Origin of the sequence: Opitutus sp. GAS368 (genome assembly GCF_900104925.1) — a bacterium.
Classification (GTDB): domain Bacteria; phylum Verrucomicrobiota; class Verrucomicrobiia; order Opitutales; family Opitutaceae; genus Lacunisphaera.
Genome location: NZ_LT629735.1, coordinates 2,853,661 through 2,874,769, shown reverse-complemented (window position 1 = coordinate 2,874,769; position 21,109 = coordinate 2,853,661). Strand labels below are relative to the sequence as shown.

The 21,109-nt window shown below is 65.4% G+C and carries 19 protein-coding genes and 1 tRNA gene; 11 read left to right on the top strand and 9 right to left on the bottom strand.

Annotation, left to right across the window (positions count from 1 at the left end; translation table 11 throughout):
• Window positions 1–42: 42 nt before the first annotated feature.
• From BLU29_RS12305 to BLU29_RS12270, 8 genes are all read right to left on the bottom strand, one after another.
• Window positions 43–747: an OmpH family outer membrane protein gene (locus BLU29_RS12305; RefSeq protein WP_091058343.1), complete on the bottom strand. Its 705-nt coding sequence runs from the start codon at window positions 745–747 to the stop codon at window positions 43–45.
• Window positions 748–769: 22 nt separating this feature from the next.
• Window positions 770–3,208, bottom strand: a complete 2,439-nt coding sequence (bamA, locus tag BLU29_RS12300; RefSeq protein ID WP_231962226.1) for an outer membrane protein assembly factor BamA — start codon at window positions 3,206–3,208, stop codon at window positions 770–772.
• Entirely contained in the window at window positions 3,189–4,619 is a 1,431-nt protein-coding gene (gene dnaB, locus BLU29_RS12295; RefSeq protein ID WP_091058340.1) for a replicative DNA helicase, read from the bottom strand. The genes bamA and dnaB overlap by 20 nt, the downstream gene beginning before the upstream one ends.
• A 148-nt stretch (window positions 4,620–4,767) precedes the next feature.
• On the bottom strand, window positions 4,768–5,244 hold the full coding sequence (gene rplI / locus BLU29_RS12290; protein ID WP_091058337.1) for a 50S ribosomal protein L9: 477 nt from the start codon (window positions 5,242–5,244) through the stop codon (window positions 4,768–4,770).
• Between the two features lie 100 nt (window positions 5,245–5,344).
• Window positions 5,345–5,809, bottom strand: a complete 465-nt coding sequence (gene ssb / locus BLU29_RS12285) for a single-stranded DNA-binding protein (RefSeq protein ID WP_091058334.1) — start codon at window positions 5,807–5,809, stop codon at window positions 5,345–5,347.
• 25 nt (window positions 5,810–5,834) lie between these two features.
• Window positions 5,835–6,131: a 30S ribosomal protein S6 gene (locus BLU29_RS12280; RefSeq protein WP_091058331.1), complete on the bottom strand. Its 297-nt coding sequence runs from the start codon at window positions 6,129–6,131 to the stop codon at window positions 5,835–5,837.
• Window positions 6,112–6,711, bottom strand: a complete 600-nt coding sequence (gene pth / locus BLU29_RS12275) for an aminoacyl-tRNA hydrolase (RefSeq protein ID WP_091058330.1) — start codon at window positions 6,709–6,711, stop codon at window positions 6,112–6,114. The genes BLU29_RS12280 and pth overlap by 20 nt, the downstream gene beginning before the upstream one ends.
• Window positions 6,712–6,770: 59 nt before the next feature.
• On the bottom strand, window positions 6,771–7,541 hold the full coding sequence (locus tag BLU29_RS12270; protein ID WP_091058327.1) for a 50S ribosomal protein L25: 771 nt from the start codon (window positions 7,539–7,541) through the stop codon (window positions 6,771–6,773).
• Window positions 7,542–7,725: 184 nt separating this feature from the next.
• Between BLU29_RS12270 and BLU29_RS12265 the strand changes: the two genes are divergently transcribed.
• Window positions 7,726–7,800: transfer RNA gene (locus BLU29_RS12265), tRNA-Asn, on the top strand.
• 51 nt (window positions 7,801–7,851) lie between these two features.
• The gene (locus BLU29_RS12260; RefSeq protein WP_091058325.1) at window positions 7,852–8,649 is read left to right on the top strand and encodes a sugar phosphate isomerase/epimerase; all 798 of its coding nucleotides are present in this window, start codon (window positions 7,852–7,854) and stop codon (window positions 8,647–8,649) included.
• A 1-nt stretch (window position 8,650) separates the two neighbouring features.
• Here the strand turns inward: BLU29_RS12260 and BLU29_RS12255 are convergent, their stop codons facing one another.
• A complete protein-coding gene (locus BLU29_RS12255; RefSeq protein ID WP_091058322.1) occupies window positions 8,651–10,321 on the bottom strand; it encodes an alkaline phosphatase family protein in 1,671 nt (556 codons plus the stop codon).
• A 189-nt stretch (window positions 10,322–10,510) separates the two neighbouring features.
• Between BLU29_RS12255 and BLU29_RS12250 the strand changes: the two genes are divergently transcribed.
• From BLU29_RS12250 to BLU29_RS12210, 9 genes are all read left to right on the top strand, one after another.
• Window positions 10,511–11,554 carry a LacI family DNA-binding transcriptional regulator gene (locus BLU29_RS12250; RefSeq protein ID WP_091058319.1) on the top strand — a complete coding sequence of 348 codons (1,044 nt, stop codon included), beginning with the start codon at window positions 10,511–10,513 and terminating at the stop codon, window positions 11,552–11,554.
• 118 nt (window positions 11,555–11,672) lie between these two features.
• The gene (locus BLU29_RS12245) at window positions 11,673–13,430 is read left to right on the top strand and encodes a hypothetical protein (RefSeq protein ID WP_091058316.1); all 1,758 of its coding nucleotides are present in this window, start codon (window positions 11,673–11,675) and stop codon (window positions 13,428–13,430) included.
• Between the two features lie 175 nt (window positions 13,431–13,605).
• Window positions 13,606–14,610 (top strand): hydroxyacid dehydrogenase, encoded by a 1,005-nt coding sequence (locus tag BLU29_RS12240; RefSeq protein ID WP_157693826.1) that lies wholly within the window; start codon window positions 13,606–13,608, stop codon window positions 14,608–14,610.
• A 38-nt stretch (window positions 14,611–14,648) separates the two neighbouring features.
• Entirely contained in the window at window positions 14,649–15,710 is a 1,062-nt protein-coding gene (locus BLU29_RS12235; protein ID WP_091058313.1) for an alginate lyase family protein, read from the top strand.
• Between the two features lie 112 nt (window positions 15,711–15,822).
• The gene (locus BLU29_RS12230; RefSeq protein WP_091058310.1) at window positions 15,823–16,359 is read left to right on the top strand and encodes an XRE family transcriptional regulator; all 537 of its coding nucleotides are present in this window, start codon (window positions 15,823–15,825) and stop codon (window positions 16,357–16,359) included.
• A 121-nt stretch (window positions 16,360–16,480) separates the two neighbouring features.
• Window positions 16,481–17,863 carry a glycoside hydrolase family 88 protein gene (locus tag BLU29_RS12225; protein ID WP_091058307.1) on the top strand — a complete coding sequence of 461 codons (1,383 nt, stop codon included), beginning with the start codon at window positions 16,481–16,483 and terminating at the stop codon, window positions 17,861–17,863.
• 102 nt (window positions 17,864–17,965) lie between these two features.
• A complete protein-coding gene (locus BLU29_RS12220) occupies window positions 17,966–18,784 on the top strand; it encodes a sugar phosphate isomerase/epimerase family protein (RefSeq protein WP_091058305.1) in 819 nt (272 codons plus the stop codon).
• Window positions 18,785–18,922: 138 nt separating this feature from the next.
• Window positions 18,923–20,071 carry a Gfo/Idh/MocA family oxidoreductase gene (locus tag BLU29_RS12215; protein ID WP_091058302.1) on the top strand — a complete coding sequence of 383 codons (1,149 nt, stop codon included), beginning with the start codon at window positions 18,923–18,925 and terminating at the stop codon, window positions 20,069–20,071.
• A 178-nt stretch (window positions 20,072–20,249) separates the two neighbouring features.
• A complete protein-coding gene (locus BLU29_RS12210) occupies window positions 20,250–21,101 on the top strand; it encodes a 3-ketoacyl-ACP reductase (protein ID WP_091058301.1) in 852 nt (283 codons plus the stop codon).
• Window positions 21,102–21,109: the final 8 nt, after the last annotated feature.

Here is a 21,109-nt window from a genome sequence, read left to right as displayed (position 1 = left end):
CAAAAAAGCCCTGTTCGGTGGAACAGGGCTTGGCAAGGATTCTTACGGCTTCTTGGCCGGGTCGGCGGGCTTGCTGACGTTCGGCACCGTGAAGCCCGGGGCCGGGCTCGCGGGCGCCGGCGTGGCCGCGGCGGGCTTGGCCGGGGCCGGCGCCACGGGGGCGGCCGGCGGGCGGTCCTTGTTCAACTCGGCGACCACGTCGTCGGTGATCTCATAGCCGGCATCCGCGTAGAGCACGATCGGGATGCGGAAGGCGGACGGACCGGACTTGTCGATGACCAGGGTGGCGCCCTTGCGCTTGGCCAGGTCGGTCACGACCTTGCTGATTTCATCGAGCAGCATCTCGCGGCGGGTCAGCATCTGCTGCTGCAACTGGCGGTCGGTGGTCTGGACGAAATTCTGCAGCTCGCCCTGCTTGCGCTGGATATCTTCCATCTTCTTGTCCCGGGCCTGCTCGGCCTTGGCCTTGGCCTCGGGGTTGAGCAGCGTGCTCTTGGCCTGCTCGGCGAGCTCCTTGTATTCCTCGACCATGGTCTGGCCCTGCTTGCGCAGCTCCTCGCCCTGTTCCTGGGCCTTCTGGCGGGCATCGTTGAACTTGGCCATGGCATCCTCGGACTTGTAATAGGTGTCGTAGGCCTTGGCCATGTCGACGGTGACAAGTTTCAAGGCCGGCTGCGCGAGCAGCGCGGTGGTGCCGGTGGCGCAGGCGGCCAGGAGCAGGAAGGTGCGGATCATCATCTTGTTCATAATTAGGGGTGAGGTTGCGGGATTAAAAGCGCGTGCCGAAGGAGAAGTTGAACTGCGTGCCCTTCTTGTTGTATTTGTCGCCGGTCAGCGGAACGCCGAAGTCCAGGCTGAGCGGCGCGCCGGCCACGAAGAGGCGCAGGCCGATGCCAAAGTTGTCGTTGTAGCTCGCCGGGCTGAAGTCGTAGGCGTTCTTGTTCACGAAACCGGCGTCATAGAAGAGGGCGAAGCGCACGGGCTTCACGACATCCATCGAGTATTCGAGGCTGACGAAACCGTAGCTGTTGCCGCCGATGGGTTCGCCGTTCGCGTCCTTGGGGCCGACGGTGCGGAACTCGAAGCCGCGCAGGTCCTGCGGCCCGCCAAGGAAGTGGCGGTCGTAGAACGGCACCCCGGGCACATACGGGAGGGTGGTCACCGGCAGCCCCGTGGTGGGATCGGTGATGGTGCGGGTGGTCAGCCGGTTGCTTTTCCCGAAGCTGTCCTCCACGCCGATGCGGCCGATGACCGACAGCACCTGCTCCTGGAATTCGGCGATCGGGAAGAATTTCGAACCGCGGAACTCGAGGCTGTAATAGTTGTTGCTGCCACCGAGCGGGCCGCCGGCCACGCCCAGTTCCATGGTCGCGTAGTTGCCGCGGGTGGTGTTGATGATCTTGTCGCGCGAATCCTGCGTGAGCGCCAGGGTCACCTTCGAGGTCGTCGAGTTGCCCTCCGCCAGCTGGATCGCGAGCGGCGCGCCTGCCGTCACGTTGGCGACGTCAATCACCTGGTAGGTATAGGACAGCCGGCCCTCGAGCCAGTTGAAGAGCCGCTTGCGCAGGTAGACTTCGCCGCCGGTGCGGATTTCCTGGTAGAAGGCGCTGTTGTAGTCGGAGGTCTGGCGGTAGATCTGGAAACCGAGGGCCAGCTCGCGTTCAAAGAGGTAGGGTTCCTCAAAGGCCAGGATGATCTCGCTGGACTGCGAGCCGATCTGGAAGCGCAGGCGGAATTTCTGGCCGTCGCCCTGGAAGAACGAGCGGCGGTTGAACAGGTCGAAGTTCGACTGGGTGACCTCGGCAAAGACGACCGCCTTCTCCAACGAGCTGAAGCCGGCGCCGAAGGTCAGGTTGCCGGTGCGCGCCTCGCGGACCGAGATCTTCAGGTTGCGGCGGCCGGGGATGTTGGTCGACTCGTCGGTGACGTTGACCGGGTCCTCGAAGAACCGCGTGTTCTCCAGGCGCAGCTTGCTGATCTTCATCCGGAGGGAGTCGAAGACGTCGCCGGGGCCGAGGACGAGCTCGCGCAGGATGACGACGCTCTTGGTCTTGGTGTTGCCCTCGATGACGATGGACTCGACCTGGAACTTCTCGCTCTCGGTGATCTGGTATTCGACGTCAATGTCGCCGGTCGCGAGGTTGGGCTTGCGGACGAGGCGCACGCGCGTCTGCAGGTAGCCGACCTGCCCGTAAAAGTCCTCGAGCGTCTCGACATCCTTGTCGAGTTTGGAGGGCACGAAGATCATGCCCTTCTTCTGGCGCGGCACGAACCGGAGGATCCGGTCGGAGTAAATCTTGTTCCCCTTGAAGCTGACGTCGCCGAGCTTGTATTGGCGGCCCTCGTTCACGCGAATGGTGATGACGAGGCGGTCGGGCTTCGGGTAGTCGAAGGTGATCTTGTCCTCGGCGATCTCCACGTCGAGGTAGCCCTGCTCGTTGTAGTAGTCGCGCAGTTTGCCGAGGTCGGAGTCGAACTCGTCGTCCTTCAGGCGGCCGCCGCCGGTCAGCCAGGAGAACATGTGCCATTTCCGGGTCTCCATCTCCTTGCGGAGGCGCCCGGCCTTGACGTGGTCGTTGCCGACAAAGTTGATGGCCGCGATCCTCACCCGGGCGCCCTCGCGGACCTTGTAGGTGATGGTGCCGAAGCCCGTGCTGCGGTTGCGGTCGATGCTGTAGGTGACCTGGGCCTGGTTGTAGCCCGCCTTTTGGTAGAACTCGTAGATCTTCTGGGCGTCGTCCTTGATCTGGCGCTCGTCGAGCGCGCCGTTGGCCACGGACTTGATTTCCTTCATCAGGCGGCGGTCTTTGTAGGCCTTGAGGCCCTCGAACTTCACCGCCAGGACGCGGAATTTCGGCGTTACCTCGAAGACGAGGTTGACCACGTTGCCCGCCGCCTGCTCGCGCTTGGCCTCGATGAACTCGAAGAGCTGGGTCTTGTAGAGCGAGCGGATGTCGCGGTCGATCAGCGCCTCGTCCAGGTCGGTGTTCTCACGCAAGGCCATGTTGGCCCGCACGACCTGCTCGCTGACGTTGGCCATGCCCACGAACTTGATCGTGATGGTGCCCACCCGGTAGGTCGGCCCGGCGGGCGCCTCGGGCTGCGCGGTCGCCGGCTGGTCCTGGGCGTGGAGCCCGGACGCGCCGGAAAACAGGAAAATGGTGGCGAGCAGAACCCGCGCAAACGGGTTACGGAGTGAAGTTTTCAAAGCGCGTAATTTCTTGGAGGAAAGTTAGTTTCAAATCACCTACCGGTCCGTTGCGCTGCTTGGCAACGATTAAATCCGCGGCACCGGCAGCGGTCTGGAATTTTTCGTCGGCTTCCTTGGGGCGGGACAACATGAGGACTACGTCGGCGTCTTGCTCGATGGAGCCGGATTCGCGCAAGTCCGACAGGCGGGGCGTGCGGTTCTCCTTCTCCGAAGAGCGGTTAAGCTGGCTTAGGACTATGACCGGGAGGTCTAGTTCCTTCGCCATCGCCTTTAATCCGCGCGAAACTTCCGCCACCTGCTGCTCGCGCGGCGCGCGGGAGTCGGTGCCGTTGATCAGCTGCAAATAGTCGACAATAATCAGGCCGAGCTTCCGGCGGGCGTAGATGCGGCGCGCCTTGGCCCGCATTTCCATGATGGTGAGCGCGCTCGAGTCATCCACGAGGATGGGGGCCTTCTTGAACTCCTCGGCCGCCTGGCCGAGCGCGTTGACCTCGTGGCCGTCGCGGCTGACAAGGCCGTCGCGCAGCAGCTTCATGTTCACCCGCGAGCGGGCGCACAGCATGCGCAGGGCGAGCTGGGAGGAGCTCATTTCGAGCGAGAAGATGAGGGTCGCCACCGGCTCGGCCTTGCCGGGCTTGGGCAGGGCGGCGGACTCGGCGATGTTGAGGGCGAAGCTGGTCTTGCCCATCGAGGGGCGCGCCGCGATCACGATCATTTCCTGGCGCTGGAAGCCGAACGTCATTGAGTCGAGGTCCTTGAACCCCGACGTCACGCCGGTCAGCTCGCCTTTCTTCATGAGCAGCTTGGCGATGACGGTGTTGGCCTCCTTGATGGACTCCTTGATCTCCTGGGCGCTGTCGCTCACGCGGTCCTGCGTGACCTTGAAGAGATCCTGCTCGATCTTGTCGACGAACTCCTCGAGCCCGCCGGTGAAACCGTAGGCCTGCTCGACCGCGCCGGTGGCGGCCTTGATCAGCTCGCGCAACAGGTGCTTCTCGCGGACCTTCTCGATGAAATAGCCGGCGTGCGCGGTCGTCGGGATCTTGCCTGTGACCTGCATGAGGTAGGCGAAACCGCCGACGGCCTCGAGCTGGCGGCGGGTCTTCAGTTCCTCGGCCAGCACCTCGAGCATGACGGCCGAACCCTTCTGGTAGAGCTCGACGATGATCTCGAAGAGCAGCCGGTTGGCCGGGAAATAGAACGAGTCGGCGGCCAGGCGCGCCTCGAGGCAGCGCGCGATGGTGTCGTTGCCGTCGAGCAGGCAGCAGGCGATGACATGCTCCTCGGCCTCCGCGCTGTGCGGGGGCGAGCGGTCCGGCGCTGACGCCGGCAGGGTCGCCGCGCGCTCCGTCCCCGGATAACGTGACGTCCCCTTTGCCCGCGGTTGCTCGATGCCGGATTCGCCCATGAGTGGTTCAGTTAGCCGCCACGAGGCGGCGGCCGCAACCATCGATTATCGACAAACGCTTCATCGGTTATTCCAAATCCGCCCGCCCCGTGCTGGATATAAAAAAGCTGCGGGTTTAACCGCAGCTCGGGGTTGGGCAAATGGTTGATTACGACGCGGCCGGCTCAATCGGATTCTCGGAGACGACGTCGAAGGTGAGCTCGACGCTGACCTCAGGGTGCAGCTTGATCTTCACCTCGTGCTTGCCGAGGGTCTTGATGGGCTGGCCGAGGTGGATGCGGCGCTTCTCGATCGTGATGCCGGCGGCGGTGAGCTTGGCGTGGATGTCGTTCGCCGTGACGGCGCCGAACAGCTTGCCGCCCTCGCCCGTCTTCACGGCGATGGCGATGCCCGCCTTCTCGATCTGCTTGGCGAGCGCCTGGGCGCCGTCAAGCTCCTTGGCCTCGCGCAGGCCGCGGGCCTTCTTCAGGGCCTCGACATGCTTGCGGTTGGCCTGGGTGAGCGGGACCGCCTTGCCCTGGGGCAGGAGGAAATTGCGCGCGTAGCCGGCGCGGACTTTGACCTGGTCGCCTTCGGCACCAAGGCCGTCGACCGGTTTGAGGAGGAGAACTTCGTGGTTAGCCATGGGATTTAAAAGTACGAATTAGGAAGGATGAATTATGAATGTAGTGGGTGTCGTGCTGAAGGAATCGTTCTTAATTCAGACCTCTTCCTTCTGCCTTTTTTTAGAACGGCACGTCTTCGTCGAGGTTTTCCTGCGCCGCGGGGGCGGCGGGCTTGGGGGCGCTGCCGGCGCGCGGGGCGTAGGTGCGGGCTTCCCCGCCCTCGCCACCGCCGGGGGCGGCGCCATCGCCGCGGCCGCTGCCGAGGAACTGGAAGTTGTCGCAGACCACCTTCATGCGGCTGCGTTTTTCCTTGGTCGTCTTGTCCTCCCACTGGTCGAGACGCAGGCGGCCCTCGACGAAGAGCGGGCGGCCCTTGGTGCAATACTTGGCGATGTTCTCGCCCGACTTGCCCCAGGCCTCGATATCCACGTAGGTCACCTCTTCCCGGTCGGCACCCGACTCGTCCCGGAACTTGCGGTTCACGGCCAGGCTGAACTGGCAGATGGCGGTGCCCTTCGGCGTGACCCGGAGTTCCGGATCGCGCGTCAGGTTGCCGATAAGCATGACTTTGTTGAGATTGGCCATGGGAGGGAGGGCGGCGCGAAAACGCTCAGGCGTTCTCGACGAGCGCGCGGTAGACGCTTTCGTTGAGCCGCAGGCGCTCGTGGAGCTGGGCGGGGGCGCTGGCCGGGGCGGAGAAGTTCACCTGGATGTAGACCCCGGAGGGGAACTGGTCGTCGGTCCTGCGGGCAAAGTCGCGGCGGCCGATGTTCTCGACGGCGGTGACATCGCCCTGGACGGCGGAAATTTCCTTCTTCACGCCCTCGATCAGTTGCTCGACGGAGTCTTCCTTGCCGCGGTTGTCGAGGATGATGGAGGCTTTGTAGTTACGCTTGTTCTGGCTCATGGTGGTCTCGGCGATTGAGGGTGTTCATGGCTTCGGCGGGCCCGCGGTTGATGAGCAGGCGGAGGCCGTCCACGAAGGAGGTTAGTTTTTGATCAATTAGTTTGGTTTGTTCTTTGGAAAATTTTCCGAGCACGAAGTCCTTGAGGTCCATCCCGGCGGGCCGGGGTTCGTTGATGCCGAGCCGGTAGCGGACGAAACCGCTGCCCAGGTGCTCGAGCAGGCTGGCGACGCCTTTGTGGCCGCCGGCGCTGCCGGTGACCGACACCTTCACGGACCCCGTGTCGATCGTGAGATCGTCGTAGGCCACGATGAGGTCGCTGACGGCGGCCTGGTGGAAGTCGAGCAGGCCGCGCAGGGCGCGGCCGCTGTCATTCATGAAGGTCGCCGGCTTGACGAGGAGTCGCGTGACACCGGGTCGGACGTCCCAGCGGGCGGTGGCGGCCTCGAAGCGGGATTCTGTTTTCCACTTGAGGCCTTCGGCGGCAGCCAGGGCCTCAACCACGGTGAAACCGAGGTTGTGGCGGGTGCCGGCGTATTCGCGCCCGGGGTTGCCCAGTCCAGCGATCAGCGTGACGGACATGACTCAAAGAACAGCGTGCAAAACGGGCCGCGCGCGAACGCGCGACCCGGGAAACGAAATTACTTCTTGGCGGGCGCAGCGGCGGGCTTGGCACCCGCGGCGGGAGCGGCGGCCTTCGCATCGCCCTTGGCGGGCGCGGCGGCGGCTTTGCCATCGGCGGGTTTGGCCCCGGCCGCGGCCGGAGCGGCGGCACCATCGGCGGCCGGAGCGGCGGCACCGTCGGCGGGCGCGGCGGCGGCATCGGCCGCGGGGGTCGGCGCAGCTTCCTCGGCCGGCGGCTCGACGCAGAGCACGACGGTCTGGTTCTTGTCGTCCAGGAACTCGACGCCCGCGATGGGCTTCAGCTCGCTGACGTGGATGGTTTCGCCGACCTTCAGCTCGGTGACGTTCACCTCGATGAAATCAGGCAGGTCCTTCGGGAAGCAACGGATGCGCAGGCGGTGCGAGGCGGTCTCGAGGATGCCGCCCTCGGTCTTGACGCCGTAGGCCTCGCCGGTGACGTGGATGCCGACATTGATGATCATCTTCTCGTTTTCCTTCACTTCCTGAAGGTCGAGGTGGAGATACTTGTCCGTGATCGGGTCGCGCTGGATCTCCTGGAGGAAGGAGAGCGCGGTGGCGCCGGCATCGCGCTTCAGCTCGATGAGGGCGGCCTTGCCGCCGATTTCCTTGCGGAGCTTGACGAATTCCGGGCCGTTGACGGCCAGATTCTCGGGTTTCGTGTGCTTGCCGTAGAGAATCGCGGGGATTTTCTCGGCCTTGCGGAGGCGGCGGGAAGCGCTGCGGCCGGTGCCTTCGCGCGACGTGACGGTGAGTTGGTATTTCTTCATGGTTTCGTTCCCCCTGTGACTCCGGAATTGGAGGCAGGCGTAATGGAAAAGGGTGCCGAGTTCACCGGCCGCGCCTTGCCGATGCAATCAAAACTTTGTCTTACTCCCGAAATTCCCCGTTTTTACACGACAGAGGGATTGACAAGCCCGGGGGGCCGCCTCTTTTTGACCCCTCTTTTGCCACTGCCCGGTAGCTCAGTGGTAGAGCAGGTGACTGTTAATCACTTGGTCGTAGGTTCGATCCCTACCCGGGCAGCCATTTTATTGGCAGGCAAGGAGTAATCGCACCGCGAATCCCTTGCTGCCAACGATGCCCTATCGCCGAGCAATCTCCACGCTGGGTTGCCCGGAATACTCGCTGGAGCAGGTCTTCGCGCTCGCCGCGCGCCATGGCCTTGATGCCGTGGAATTGCGCGCGCTTTCCGGCTCGCTCGATCTGCCCGCGGTGCTGGCCGCCGGCTATGGGACGCCTGCCGCGCTGGCGGCCCGGCTGAAGTCCGCGCCGGTGCCGATCGCCGCCCTCGACACGTCGCTCAAGCTCGCCGGCAGCACGCCGGCGGACCGCGCCGATTTCCTGCGCTGCGTGCCGTGGGCCGAGGCGTGCGGCATTCCGTGGCTGCGCGTTTTCGACGGCGGCACGGGGGCGGACGACGCCACCCTCCGCACCATGGCCGAAACCGCGGCCTGGTGGCGCGCCGAGAAAAAAGCCCACGGTTGGAAAACCGAGATCATGGTCGAGACCCACGACACTCTGTGCACCGCGGCGGCGCTCCGTTCGTTCCTCGCGCTGGTGCCCGGCACGGCGATTCTCTGGGACACGCATCACACGTGGCGCAAAGGCGGCGAGGATCCCCTCGCCACCTGGCGGGCCCTCCAGCCCCACATCGTCCACGTCCATGTGAAGGACAGCATCAGCCGCCCGAGTGCCCGCCACCCCTTCACCTATGTGTCGCCGGGCGACGGTGAGTTTCCCCTCGCCCCGCTGCACGCGGTGCTGGCGGCGGAGTTTGGCGGCACCGTCAGCCTCGAGTGGGAAAAACTCTGGCACTCCTACCTGGTCCCGCTCGACGAGGCCCTCACCCTCGCCGCGCGGCGCCGCTGGTGGTGACCTAGAACAGGATCCGGCCGGCCGCCAGCGGCGGAGCCGGCACACCCAGCAGGTGCGCCAGCGTCGGGGCGAGGTCGTCCACGCCCACCCGCTCGGAATGCACGCCGGGTTTCACGCCCGCGCCATACCAGATCAACGGCACGTGGGTGTCGTAGTCGTAGGGCGTGCCGTGGGTCGAGCCGGTGGCCTTGTTGAAGAAATAGGGCTTCGTCTGGAAAAATATGTCGCCGGAGCGCGCGCGGTTGAAGCTGAGCAGCGCCGCCCGGCCCGATTCGTCCGTGAGCCCGCCCTTTTCCAATTGCTCGCGCGTGTAGGCGGCCGCGATGAAATCGAGGGTCAGCAGCGCGTCGCGCACCACCGCCTGCGCCGCCGCGGGCGCGACCTGCTTCTCCTTCATGGCGGCGGGATAGAGCAGGAACCAGTTGTCGTCGCGAACCGTCCAGGCGCTCCCGTCCTGCAGCGGACCGAAGACCCGGTTCAGGGCCGCCTCGACGGTGCGCTCCAGCAGGGCGGTATCCACCCGCCCGGCGGACGTCCCGGGCATGCGGGCGCGGACCGTCTCGGGCATCGGGGCGACCCCGTGGTCGGCCGTGAGCACAATAGTGCAGTTCTTCAGGCCGACGCCCCGGTCGAGGAACTTGAAGAAGCCCGCCAGCGTCCGGTCCATCCGCACCATGTTGTCCATGATCTCATGGCTGTCGGGCCCGTAGAAGTGCCCGATATGGTCGTTGGCGGAAAAACTCACGCACAGGAGGTCGGTGACCCCGGCGCGCCCGCCCAGGTTCTCGCTCGTGACCGCGGTCTCCACGAAATCCTCCAGCACCTCGTTGCTGAACGGGGAGGTTTCGAAGGCGTCGTAGAACTTCGGGCCCGGCTTCGTCTCGCCGCCATTGATGACCTTTGGCAGGGTCGCGCCGAGCTGGTCGGTCGTCCCATCCTCGCCGGGCGCGTCGTCGGGCCCTTGCACGGCATAGTCCGCGACGGGCAGCACCCGGTCCCAGACCTTGCCGAAGAAGGCATCGGCCTTGCCGGCGGCGTTCCAGGCGGCAACCCAAGCCGGCAGGGCCGGCATGTAATAGGTGGACGTGACCATGCGGCCGTTCTCCATGAAGTAGGCGGCATCGGCCTGCCGGCCGCTCATCAGGATCGCGGCCCGGTCCTTGTTGGAAATGCCGATGACCTTGGGCCGGCCGGCCCCGGCCTTTTTCAATTCATCCCCCACCGTCGCGACGAGCAGGTTACGGGGCGACCGGCCCAGGTAGGGATCGTCGATGCCTGGCAGGCGCGGCGCACTCGAGGGCGGCAACCCCACGATCTCCACCCTCTTGTCCCCCACGCAGGAAACCCGTTCGAAGCTGTCCCGGTCCAGCCAGTCGTTGGCGATGACCCCGTGTTGATTGGCATGCACCCCGCTCAGCATCACCGCGTGGCCGGGCGCAGTCTTCGTGACCGAGTGCCGCTGGTGGCAGTCGGTGAAAACGGCGCCCCCGCCCAGCAGGCGGTTGAATCCGTCCGGCCCGAAGAACGGCCGGAAGCGTTCCAAGTAGTCGGCGCGACACTGGTCGATGCTGATCACCACCACCAGCCGGGGCGGCGAATCGGCGCGGATGCTGCCGGCCATCAGCAGGCACAGGCTGAAAATGCAAGACCGCCAACTGGGGGAAAATGTCATGCCGGAGAAACGGGTGAGGACGGGGAACGCGGGAGATGGACCGGCCGTATTCAAAGGCGACCCGCCGCCGGCGGGCAAAGGAAATCATGCGGCGGGCCGGTTCTGGCGGGCCCATCGCGGGGAAAATTAACCCAACCGACACCTAATAAATACATTGAAAGCTCATCATAGTTATCAGAAGTTTTTCCCGTGCGACCCAAGAAGAAGATCTCCCAGACCTTGCTCGCCAAGGAACTCGGCGTGTCGCAGGCCCTCGTCTCCCTCGCCCTCAACGGTCGCAGCGTCGGCATCAATCCCGACACCTACAAGCGGATCTGGGAGCGGGCCATCGCCCTGGGCTACCTGCCGAAGGGCATGCGCGTGGAGTCGACGCCCGACTCGGCGCGCATCCGCCAGATCGGCTACATCCTGCGCGCCCCGTTGCGGCTCTACATTCCGAGCACCTATTTCGGCCACGTGCAGCATGGCCTGCACCAGGAACTGGAGGCCCACGGCCACCGGCTGGTTTTCCTCGGCGCCGAGGATGAATTGACGCCCGAGAAACTGCGCTCGTTCCTCCACCCGAGCAACCACCTCGGCGGGGTCGTCGTGCTGGGCGAGGTGGCCCGCCCGTTCATGGACGGCTTGTGCAAGCTCACCCGGCGCATCGTCGCCGTGTCCGCGCGCTACCAGGGCCTCTGCCACTCCGTGCTGGGCAACGAGCCCGAGGCGCTCACCGAGATCGTCCGCCATCTCTTCAACCTCGGCCACCAGCGGATCGGCTGGCTCGGGGGCAACGCCGCCCTCGGCCGCCACGACGCGCGCCTCACCGCCCTCAAGGCCGCGCTCCAGCCGCTCGGCCTGGCCCTCGACCCGCGCTACAGCATCGTGCTGAAGCAGGCGGATCGCGCCGAGGGGGCCGAGGCCATCCACGCGATGCTGAAGCATGCACGCCGGAAGGATTTCCCCACCGCCTTCGTCACCTACAACACCCAGATGGCCATGGGCGCCTCCCTCGGCCTGCAGCGCGAGGGTTGGAAGGTGCCGGGCGACATCAGCCTGGCCTCGGCCGACGTCTCGCGTCTCAGCATCGAGGGCGCCCTGCGCATCACCGGCGCCGGCACCAGCCCGGACAAGCTGGGCGAGGCCGCGGCCCGCCTCGTCATGGGCGAAGGCGTGGCCGCCGAGGGCTTTACCGACCTGGTGCTGCCCGCCCCGCTCGTGGTGGGCAACTCGACCGGCCCGGCGCGCTAGGTCCCCGCCCCATGCCCCGGCCCCCCTTCCGCCCCGTCTGCCCCGGCGCGCCTGAGTTGCCCGACCTGGTCGATCATAATTATTAGTCAAGCCTGCCAGCCTGTCACCCTGCCCCGTCATGACCCGCTACGACTACGCCGTCCTCCTTTTTTATTTCGGCTACATGCTGGCGGTCAGCTGGGTCTTCCGCCGGTTCGTGAACAACGTCAGCGACTATTTCCGCGGCGGGGGCAAGGCGTTGTGGTGGATGGTCGGCGGCTCGGCGTTCATGATGTCCTTCAGCGCCTGGACCCTCACCGGTGCGGCCAGCCAGGCCTACGGCAAGGGCTGGCCCATCATCACCATCTACGTCGCCAATTCCCTCGGCTTCCTGATCAACGCGCTCCACTTCGCGCCAAAGTTCCGGCAGATGCGCGTCGTCACCGGCATCGAGGCCGTGCGCCGGCGTTTCAGCAAGGCCAACGAGCAGGTCTTCACCTGGCTGCAGCTGCCGCTCGGCACGCTCCAGGCGACGCTGTATCTCAACGCGGTGGCGGTCTTCTTCTCCGCCGTCTTCGGCTTCGACCTTTCCGTCACCATCATCGCCCTGGGGCTCATGGTGCTGATCATCGCGCTGCTCGGGGGCAGCTGGGCCGTCATCGCCGGCGACTTCATCCAGATGCTGATCCTGATGCCGGTATGCCTGACCATCACCGTGCTGGCCATCGCCCAACTGGGCGGCTGGGGCGGCTTCCTGGAGAAGGTCCCCGCCTCCCACCTCGACTTCGGCGCGCTCTGGCAGTCGGACTTCCTCGGCCTGTGGTGCGCGGCGATGCTGCTGAAGCAGGTCATCAGCACCAACAACCTCCTCGACGCGAACCGCTATCTCAGCGTCAAGGACAGCCGCCACGCCCGCTGGGCCGGCTTCCTCGGCAGCGGCCTCTACCTCATCGGCATCGTGGTCTGGTTCGTCCCGCCGATGGCGGCGCGCGCCCTCTTCCCGGACCTGCACGGCCAGTTCCCCAACCTCGAGCACCCGGACGAGGCGGCCTTCATCGCCATCACGCGCGCCGTCGCGCCGGTCGGCATGCTCGGCCTGCTCGTCAGCGGCATCTTCGCGGCCACCATGTCGGCGATGGACGCCGGGCTCAACAAGAGCGCGGGCATCTTCATCAAGAATTTCTACCAGCCCGTGCTGCGCCCCGAGGCCGCCGACCGCCACCTGCTCAAGGCCGGCAAGATCGTCACGCTGGTCCTGGGCGTCGTCATCATCCTCACCGCCCTGCGCATGAGCCACCTCAAGCAGCTCAACCTCTTTCTCCAGATGCAGCGTGTGAGCATCCTCATCGGCGTCCCCATCACCGTGCCGCTCGTCCTCGCGCTGCTCATCCGCCGCACCCCGGCCTGGTCGGGCTGGAGCACCGTCCTCGTCGGCTTCACCGGCTCGGTGCTGATCGACCGCTACCTGTCGCCCGAGTGGGCCGCCATGTGGTTCGGGAAGACGGCACCGCTGGACCCCGCCACCCAGGAATACTGGCGCCAAGGCATCCAGCTCTTCGGCAACGTCGCCCTCGGCACGGGCTGGTTCCTCTTCAGCTCCCTGTTCTGGAAGCAATCCCCCGCGGCCCACCGCGCGTCGGTCGAGGCGTTCGCCACCCAGCTCGACACCCCGATCGATTTTGCCCGCGAAGAGGGCGCCGCCAACGCCAACGACTCCCGCCAGTCCGCCGCGGTCGGCTGGCTCTGCCTCACCTACGGCAGCTTTGTGCTCCTGCTGACCCTGATTCCCAACCCGCCGCTCGGGCGCCTGGCCTTTGTCGGCTGCGGCGGGCTGGTGGTGCTGGTCGGAGCCGTGCTGCTGCGCAGTGCCCGACGGACGGACTCCCGGGCTGGTTAACTATCTAACCGACGATATCCTGCCTTTTTGCACCCAACCGCCACACTATGCCTGACTCTCGTGGAAAGCCCGTGCTTTTACCTCCCTACCCTATCCGGCGCACCCATCAGGGTGGACGCTGCCCCGCCGCATTTGCCGACGCTGCGGCCCTGCACCGCTCCCGGATAGCATGCCCATGCCGCGCCCCGCTTCACTTCTCGCCGCCCTCTGCGTCCAGGAAATTGCCGAGTTCCTGCCGGAGCCGCTTTGGGGCCGGTTGCGCGCCCTGCCCGGGCGCTTCGCGCATGTCGACCCGGCCAGCCTGTCCGCCGCGGAGTTTCACCGCCTCCTCGCCGCCGCCAACCCGGAGGTGCTGGTCACCTGCTGGAAGACGCCGCCGTTGCCGGAGCGCCTGCCGCCCAATCTCCGCTACGTCTGCCATCTCGCGGGCTCGGTCAAGAAGCTCGTCACGCGCGAGCAAGTCGCTGCCGGCCTGATCGTCTCCAACTGGGGCGGCTCCATCAGCCGCATCGTCGCCGAGTGGGCGCTGTTCCACATCCTCTCCTGCCTGCGCCGCGCCACCCATTGGACGCTCGTCATGCACCGCGAGGGCGGCTGGAAAAACGGCAGCGCGGAAACCGCCTCGCTCTACGGCCGGCGTGTCGGCCTGCACGGTTTCGGCCTCGTCTCGCGCGAGCTCCTCAAGCTCCTCGCGCCCTTCGGCTGCACCGTCTCGGCCTTTGCCCCCGACCTCGACGCGGCCACCGAGGCGCGCTACGGCATCAAGCACGCCACGTCGCTGGAGGATCTGTTCGCCAACAACGACATCATCGTCGAACTCGCCCCGCTCATCCCGGCGACCACCGGCAGCGTGACCGAGAAGCACCTGCGCCTGATCCCGCCGGGCGGCGTCTTCGTCAACGTCGGCCGCGGCGCCGTCGTCGACGAACCGGGCCTGGTGCGCGTCGCGCAGGAGGGCCGCATCAGCATGGGCCTCGATGTCTTCGCCGTCGAGCCGTTGCCGATCGATTCCGGCCTGCGCGGCCTGGCCAACGTCACGCTCACCCCGCATCTCGCCGGCCCCACCACCGACCGGCGGCGCGACGCGGGCGCGTTCGCATTGGAAAATATCCAGGCTTACGCCGAGGACCGGCCGTTGCGGGCCGTCATCACCCCGACGGTCTACGACAACTCCACGTGATCGTGCAGCCGCCGCGCGGCCGGACCCCTTCACCATCCATGATCATACCCCGCATCCTCCTGCCCGCCTCCTTGCTCGTATCCGCCGCGACCGCCGCCGAGCCCTACTATCTGAACCAGGCCGAACTCGCGGCGCTGGCCGCCAAGGCCCCGGCGGCCCTGAGAGCGCCCATCACCACCGTCGCCGAGAAGACCCAGCTGCCGGCGAGCGGCGACATCCACGATTACATAAGCTACGCCCGCTATTACTGGCCCGACCCGACCAAGCCTGACGGCCTGCCCTACGTCGGCCACGACGGAAAGCACAACCGCGAGCAGGTCGCCCGCGGCGACCGCCACCGCATCGATCAGCTTGCTGACAACGTCGGCGCACTGGCCGCCGCGTGGCGCCTGCACCATGACGAGGCCGCGGCCCGTCGCGCCGGCGAATGGCTGCGCGCCTGGTTCGTCACCCCCGCCACGCACATGAACCCGAACCTGGAATACGCCCAGGTGCGCCTCGGTCATGACCACAACCACGGCAGCCCGGCGGGCATGCTCGACACCCGCGCCTTCGCCCAGGTGATCGACAGCCTGCGCCTGCTCGAGGATTCGCCCGCCCTGACCCCGGCCGAGCACGCCGCCATCCGCGAGTGGTTCACCGCCTACCTCCACTGGTTCGGCACCGCGAAGACCGCCTTGGAGGAGCACGCCGCCAAGAACAACCACGGCTCCTGGTATCTCGCCCAGGTCATCCCCATGGCCCGCTATGTCGGCCGGGACGACCTCGCGCGCGCCCTGTGCGAAGAGGACAAGGCGCGCATCGCCGCCCAGATCCGGCCCGATGGCAGCCAGCCCGAGGAAATCCGCCGCGTCGACGGGCTCGGTTACAGCCGCTTCAATCTCGAGGCGCAGGCCGTCGTTGCCCGGCACGCCGCCGCCCTCGGCCTCGATCTCTGGAACTACACCGCGCCCAATGGCGCCAGCCTGCGCCAGGCGCTCGATTTCCTGAAGCCCTACAACCAGGCGCCGGAAAAGTGGCCGACCTCGCAGAACGAGAAACTGCCCAGGGGCTTCCTCGACGCGCTGCTCGCCGAGGCGGCGGCGAACGCCAAACCTTAGGTCCGTCAAGTCGTTGTCCCCGGCGGTTGCCCGGGGGTTGTTTCTTTGGAGTTAAAATAGAATCAATTTATTGCTTGCCAAGAAAACAGGCTCCGCAAGCCTCTGCGCCGCTTTGGCCACCCCGCCCGCCAAGTTCGACTTCAGTGTGCTGCGCCGCCTGCGCGAGCAGCACGAGATGACGCTGGCCGACTTGTCCGAGGCTTCCGGCGTCTCCGCGCCGGTCATCTCCAAGCTGGAGCGCAACCAGCAGTCGGCCGAACTCGACACCCTTTACCGTCTCGGCCGCGCCTTCGGCATGAGCGCCACCGACCTGCTCGCCCTGGCCGAGTCGCCTCTTGCGCACCGCTCCACGGAAGACTTCCACCGCTCCGGCGAGTTCAAGTTCCGCCAGATCCGCTTCGCCAACGTCGTGGCTTTCCTCGGCACGGCTCCGGCCAGCTCCAAGGTCTCACGTCCCGAGATCCACCACGACGACACCGAGGTCTGCTGGGTGCTCGAGGGCAAGCTGCGCCTCACCCTCCCGCACGAGGAATGCGTGCTCGAGACCGGCCAGTGCATGCAATTCGACGCCATCCAGCAGCACACCTACGAGTCCCTCGCCGACTCCAAGTTCATCATCCTCCACCTGCGAAAAGACAAACGTTACTAATCATACATCCGATCTTCGACACAGAGAGCACCGAGATCCACAGAGCACTCAGAGCATCGTTTAATCCTCCCCAAACTCCGTGTCTCCTCTGTGTTCTCTGTGACAAAATCTTTCTTCCGTCATGAAAGTTGACCAAACCCTCAACGCCGCCGCGCTCGCCCCCGCCCTCGAGAATTTCTGGCAGGTCTCCGGCGACAAACTCAATCTCATCCACCGCGACTACGATCCGGCCAAGGGCGCGCCGGTGTTCACCGTTGCCGGCCAATACACCGCGCGCGGCTGGACCGAATGGACCGAGGGCTTCCTGTATGGCTCCGACCTGCTGCAGTTCGACGCCACCGGCGACAAGGCCTTCGCGAAGCGCGGCGCCGACTACACCACGAAGCGCATGGCTTCGCACGTCTCGCACACCGGCGTGCACGACCACGGCTTCAACAATCTCAGCACCTACGGCAACTGGCTGCGCCTCCAGCGCGAGGGCAGGTTGCCCGCCGACCAGATCGAGTCCTGCGAGCTGGCGCTCAAGGTATCCGGCGCCATCCAGGCCGCCCGCTGGTCGAAGATCAACGGGGGCGGAGGCTACATCTACTCCTTCAATGGCCCGCATTCCCTCTTCGTCGACACCATCCGCTCGGTCCGCATCGTGATGGTCGCCCACGCCCTCGGTCACCGCCTCATGGGCGAGAACGACGCCGCGCACTCCCTGCTCGAGCGCGGCCTGCAGCACATCGACGCCACGGCGAAATATTCCATCTTCTACGGCGAGGGCCGTGACAGCTACGACGTTCCCGCCGAGCGCGGTCGCACGACCCACGAGGCCATCTTCAACCCGAACGACGGCCGCTACCGCTGCCCCAACTCTCAGCAGGGTTTCTCCGGCTTCACCACCTGGACGCGCGGCCTCGCGTGGGCCATGGTCGGCTTTGCCGAGGAGCTCGAGTTCCTCGACACCGTCTCCGAGGCCGCCCTCGCGCCCTTCGGCGGCAAGGCGAAGCTCCGCGACCAGATGCTCAAGGGCGCCAAGGCCACCTGCGATTGGTTCATCGCCAACACCGCGCTCGACGGCATCCCCTACTGGGACGGCGGCGCCCCGCACCTCGGCCAGCTCGGCGACTGGCGCGCGCGCAACGCGGAACCGTTCAATGATTTCGAGCCCGTCGACAGCTCCGCCGCCGCCATCGGCGTGCAGGGCTTGTTCCGGCTTGGCCGCTACCTCGGCACCGAGACCGCCGAGGGCAAAAAATACTGGCAGGCCGGCCTCACCACGATGCGCACGCTGCTCGCCGAGCCCTATCTCGGCACCGCGCCGAATCACCAGGGATTGCTGCTCCATTCCGTCTATCACCGCCCGAACGGCTGGGACCACATCCCCGTCGGCCGCAAGGTCCCGTGCGGCGAGGCCTGCCTCTGGGGCGACTACCACCTCCGCGAGGCCGCGCTCTACCTGCAGCGCATCATCCGCGGCGAGAAATACTACACTTTCTTTGGCTGCCTGCGCGGTTGAGCGCAGCAGCTATAAGCTTTAAGCGCCAAGCTGTAAGCTTCCGAACCAAACTTCTTTTCTCCTCCTCAGCTAACTCAGCTTAAAGCTTGTTGCTTACCGCTTATGGCTCCTCTTGACCGCCTCGCGATCCATACCATCACCACCAAGTCGTGGGCGATCGAGACGTCTGCCGCCAAGTTCGCCGCCGCTGGCGTGAAGGGCATCACCGTCTGGCGCGACACGCTCGCCGGCCGCGACATCAAGCAAACCGGCCAGCTCCTGCGCGACCACGGCCTGTCCATCGTCTCCCTCTGCCGCGGCGGTTTCTTTCCCGCCGCCACCGCCGCCGATCGCGCCAAGGCGCTCGATGACAACCGCAAGGCCATCGACGAGGCCCACGCGCTCGGCGCGCCGCTCATCGTTCTCGTCTGCGGTGCCGTCCCCGGCCAGCCGCTGACCGAGTCGCGCAAACAAATCCAGGACGGCATCGCCGCCCTCCTGCCCGATTGTCAGGCCGCCAACGTAAAGCTCGCCATCGAGCCGCTGCACCCGATGTATGCCGACTCACGCTCAGCCGTGAACACCCTCGGCCAGGCCAACGACATGGTCGAGGCCATCCACTCGCCTTACATCGGCGTCGCCGCGGACGTCTATCATCTCTGGTGGGACCCGGCGCTTGAGACCGAGATCGCCCGTTGCGGCAAACTGAAGGCCCTCTTCGCCTACCACGTCTGCGACTGGCGCACGCCGACCACCGACCTGCTCAACGACCGCGGCCTCATGGGCGAGGGTTGCATCCCGCTCCGCCGGATCCGCGCCTGGGCCGAGGCCGCCGGCTTCAAGGGTTTCAATGAAGTGGAAGTGTTCTCAAACCGCCTCTGGGCCATGGACCAAGACGACTATCTCAAGAAAATCGTCCAAGCCTATAAGGACCACGCGTGATCAATCCCATCTCTTTTTGACACAGAGAACACGGAAAAACCACAGAGGGCACCGAGTTTCCTTAATATCCTCCCTAAACTCTGTGTCTCCTCCGTGTCCTCTGTGACAAAAAATTCTAACCACTTTCACCAATACCGTATGAAGACTCACAAAATCGGCATCATCATGAACGGCGTCACGGGACGCATGGGCACCAACCAGCACCTCATCCGCTCCATCAAGGCCATCATCGATCAGGGCGGCGTGAAGCTCTCCGACTCCGAGGTCATCATGCCTGACCCGGTCCTCGTCGGCCGCAGCGAGGAGAAGCTGAAGGCCCTCGCCGCCCGCACCGGCGTCGCGCGCATCTCGGCCAACCTCGACGCCGAGCTGGCGAACCCCGCCAACCAGATCTACTTCGACGCCACCCTCACCGGCCAGCGCCCCATCGGCGTCCGCAAGGCCATCGCCGCGAAGAAACACATCTACTGCGAGAAGCCCACCGCCACCACCTCCGCCGAGGCCCTCGCCCTCGCGAAGGAGGTCAAGGCCGCCGGCCTCAAGCACGGCGTCGTGCAGGACAAGCTCTGGCTGCCCGGCCTCGTGAAGCTGAAATACCTCATCGACACCGGCTTCTTCGGCAAAATCCTCTCCGTCCGCGGCGAGTTCGGCTACTGGGTCTTCACCGGCGAGCACGAGAAGCTCCAGCGCCCGTCATGGAACTACCGCAAGGAGGACGACGGCGGCATCATCGTCGACATGCTCTGCCACTGGCAGTATGTCATCCAGAACCTCTTCGGCGAGGTGAAGAGCCTCACCTGCCTCGGCGCCACCCACATCCCCCAGCGCTGGGACGAAACCGGCCAGCCCTACAAGTGCACCGCCGACGACTCCGCCTATGCGACCTTCGAGCTCGTGAACGGCGTCATCTGCCACTTCAACTCCTCGTGGGACGTCCGCGTCGACCGCGACGACCTGCTCACCCTCCAGGTTGACGGCACGATGGGTTCCGCTGTCGCCGGTCTGCGCGATTGCAAGGCCCAGTCCCTTGCCGCCACGCCGCGCTGCCTCTGGAATCCCGACGTGGACAGTCCGATCAAATACAAGGACGGCTGGACGCGCGTCCCCGACCAGGGCGTTTACGACAACGCCTTCAAGATCGAGTGGGAGCTCTTCCTCAAACACGTCGTCACCGGCTCGCCGTTCCAATGGGATCTCTTCCAGGGCGCCAAGGGCGTGCAGCTCGCCGAGCTCGGCCTGAAGTCCTGGGCCGAGCGCAAGTGGGTCGACGTCCCTGTCCTGAAATAAATCCCCAAACCTTTTAACCACTAATCCACACTAATTGACACTAATCCGATTTCAAAAAGGCCAAGCTCTCCTGTCCTGATTAGTGATTCATTAGTGGCCATTGGTGGTTAAAAACCCGGGGTGTTCGGCTTCTCATTCGCGTCTCTTCGTGTTCATTCGTGGTTAACTCCTTCCTCTCATGTCTAAAGTCGCTCTCGTCACCGGTGGTTCACGCGGCATTGGCTTCGGCATCGCCGAAAAGCTCGCCGCCGAGAAGTGGGACCTTGTCATCAACGGCGTGCGCGATGAATCCGCCGTCGCCGAGCCCCTCGCCCAGCTCCGCGCTCACGGCATCCGCGTCGGCTACGCCCGCGGCGACATCGGCTCCGCCGAAGGCCGCGCCGCGATCCACAAGGCTACCCACGATTTCATCGCCTCCTCGCCTGATGCAAAGCATCCGGACGAGTCGCGCCGTAGCTTGAAGAGCGAAGGCGGATCAGGTTTCAGGTCTCAGGTTTCAGGTTTCCTTCTGGTCAACAACGCCGGCGTGGCGCCCAAAGTCCGCGCCGACCTGCTCGAGACCACCGAAGAATCCTACGACCACGTCGTCGGCACGAATCTCCGCGGCGTCTTCTTCCTCACCCAGGCCTTCGCCCGCGACATGGTCGCCGCCCGGAAAGCCAACCCAGCCTTCACCTCCATCATCATCAACATCACGTCGATTTCCGCGACGGTGGTCTCGATCAACCGCGGCGAATACTGCATCGCCAAAGCCGGCCTGAGCATGATGTCCCAACTCTTCGCCACGCGCCTCGGCGCCAATGGCATCCCCGTTTACGAAGTCCGCCCCGGTGTCATCAAGACCGACATGACCTCCGGCGTGACCGAGAAATACGACAAGCTCATCGCCGGAGGCCTGAGCATCCAGCCCCGCTGGGGTTACCCCGAAGATGTCGGCAAAGCAGTTGCGGCTCTCGCCCGCGGTGATTTCCCCTTCAGCACCGGCCAAGTAGTGATGGTGGATGGGGGGCTCATCATCCCACGCCTATAAGCACAAAC

What these genes read in the sequence shown, in the direction of transcription:
- BLU29_RS12305 (WP_091058343.1), bottom strand. Translation starts at nt 747, where the DNA reads ATGAACAAGATGATGATCCGCACCTTCCTGCTCCTGGCCGCCTGCGCC.
- dnaB (WP_091058340.1), bottom strand. Translation starts at nt 4,619, where the DNA reads ATGGGCGAATCCGGCATCGAGCAACCGCGGGCAAAGGGGACGTCACGT.
- rplI (WP_091058337.1), bottom strand. Translation starts at nt 5,244, where the DNA reads ATGGCTAACCACGAAGTTCTCCTCCTCAAACCGGTCGACGGCCTTGGT.
- ssb (WP_091058334.1), bottom strand. Translation starts at nt 5,809, where the DNA reads ATGGCCAATCTCAACAAAGTCATGCTTATCGGCAACCTGACGCGCGAT.
- BLU29_RS12280 (WP_091058331.1), bottom strand. Translation starts at nt 6,131, where the DNA reads ATGAGCCAGAACAAGCGTAACTACAAAGCCTCCATCATCCTCGACAAC.
- pth (WP_091058330.1), bottom strand. Translation starts at nt 6,711, where the DNA reads ATGTCCGTCACGCTGATCGCTGGACTGGGCAACCCCGGGCGCGAATAC.
- BLU29_RS12270 (WP_091058327.1), bottom strand. Translation starts at nt 7,541, where the DNA reads ATGAAGAAATACCAACTCACCGTCACGTCGCGCGAAGGCACCGGCCGC.
- BLU29_RS12260 (WP_091058325.1), top strand. Translation starts at nt 7,852, where the DNA reads ATGCCCTATCGCCGAGCAATCTCCACGCTGGGTTGCCCGGAATACTCG.
- BLU29_RS12255 (WP_091058322.1), bottom strand. Translation starts at nt 10,321, where the DNA reads ATGACATTTTCCCCCAGTTGGCGGTCTTGCATTTTCAGCCTGTGCCTG.
- BLU29_RS12245 (WP_091058316.1), top strand. Translation starts at nt 11,673, where the DNA reads ATGACCCGCTACGACTACGCCGTCCTCCTTTTTTATTTCGGCTACATG.
- BLU29_RS12240 (WP_157693826.1), top strand. Translation starts at nt 13,606, where the DNA reads ATGCCGCGCCCCGCTTCACTTCTCGCCGCCCTCTGCGTCCAGGAAATT.
- BLU29_RS12235 (WP_091058313.1), top strand. Translation starts at nt 14,649, where the DNA reads ATGATCATACCCCGCATCCTCCTGCCCGCCTCCTTGCTCGTATCCGCC.
- BLU29_RS12225 (WP_091058307.1), top strand. Translation starts at nt 16,481, where the DNA reads ATGAAAGTTGACCAAACCCTCAACGCCGCCGCGCTCGCCCCCGCCCTC.
- BLU29_RS12220 (WP_091058305.1), top strand. Translation starts at nt 17,966, where the DNA reads ATGGCTCCTCTTGACCGCCTCGCGATCCATACCATCACCACCAAGTCG.
- BLU29_RS12215 (WP_091058302.1), top strand. Translation starts at nt 18,923, where the DNA reads ATGAAGACTCACAAAATCGGCATCATCATGAACGGCGTCACGGGACGC.
- BLU29_RS12210 (WP_091058301.1), top strand. Translation starts at nt 20,250, where the DNA reads ATGTCTAAAGTCGCTCTCGTCACCGGTGGTTCACGCGGCATTGGCTTC.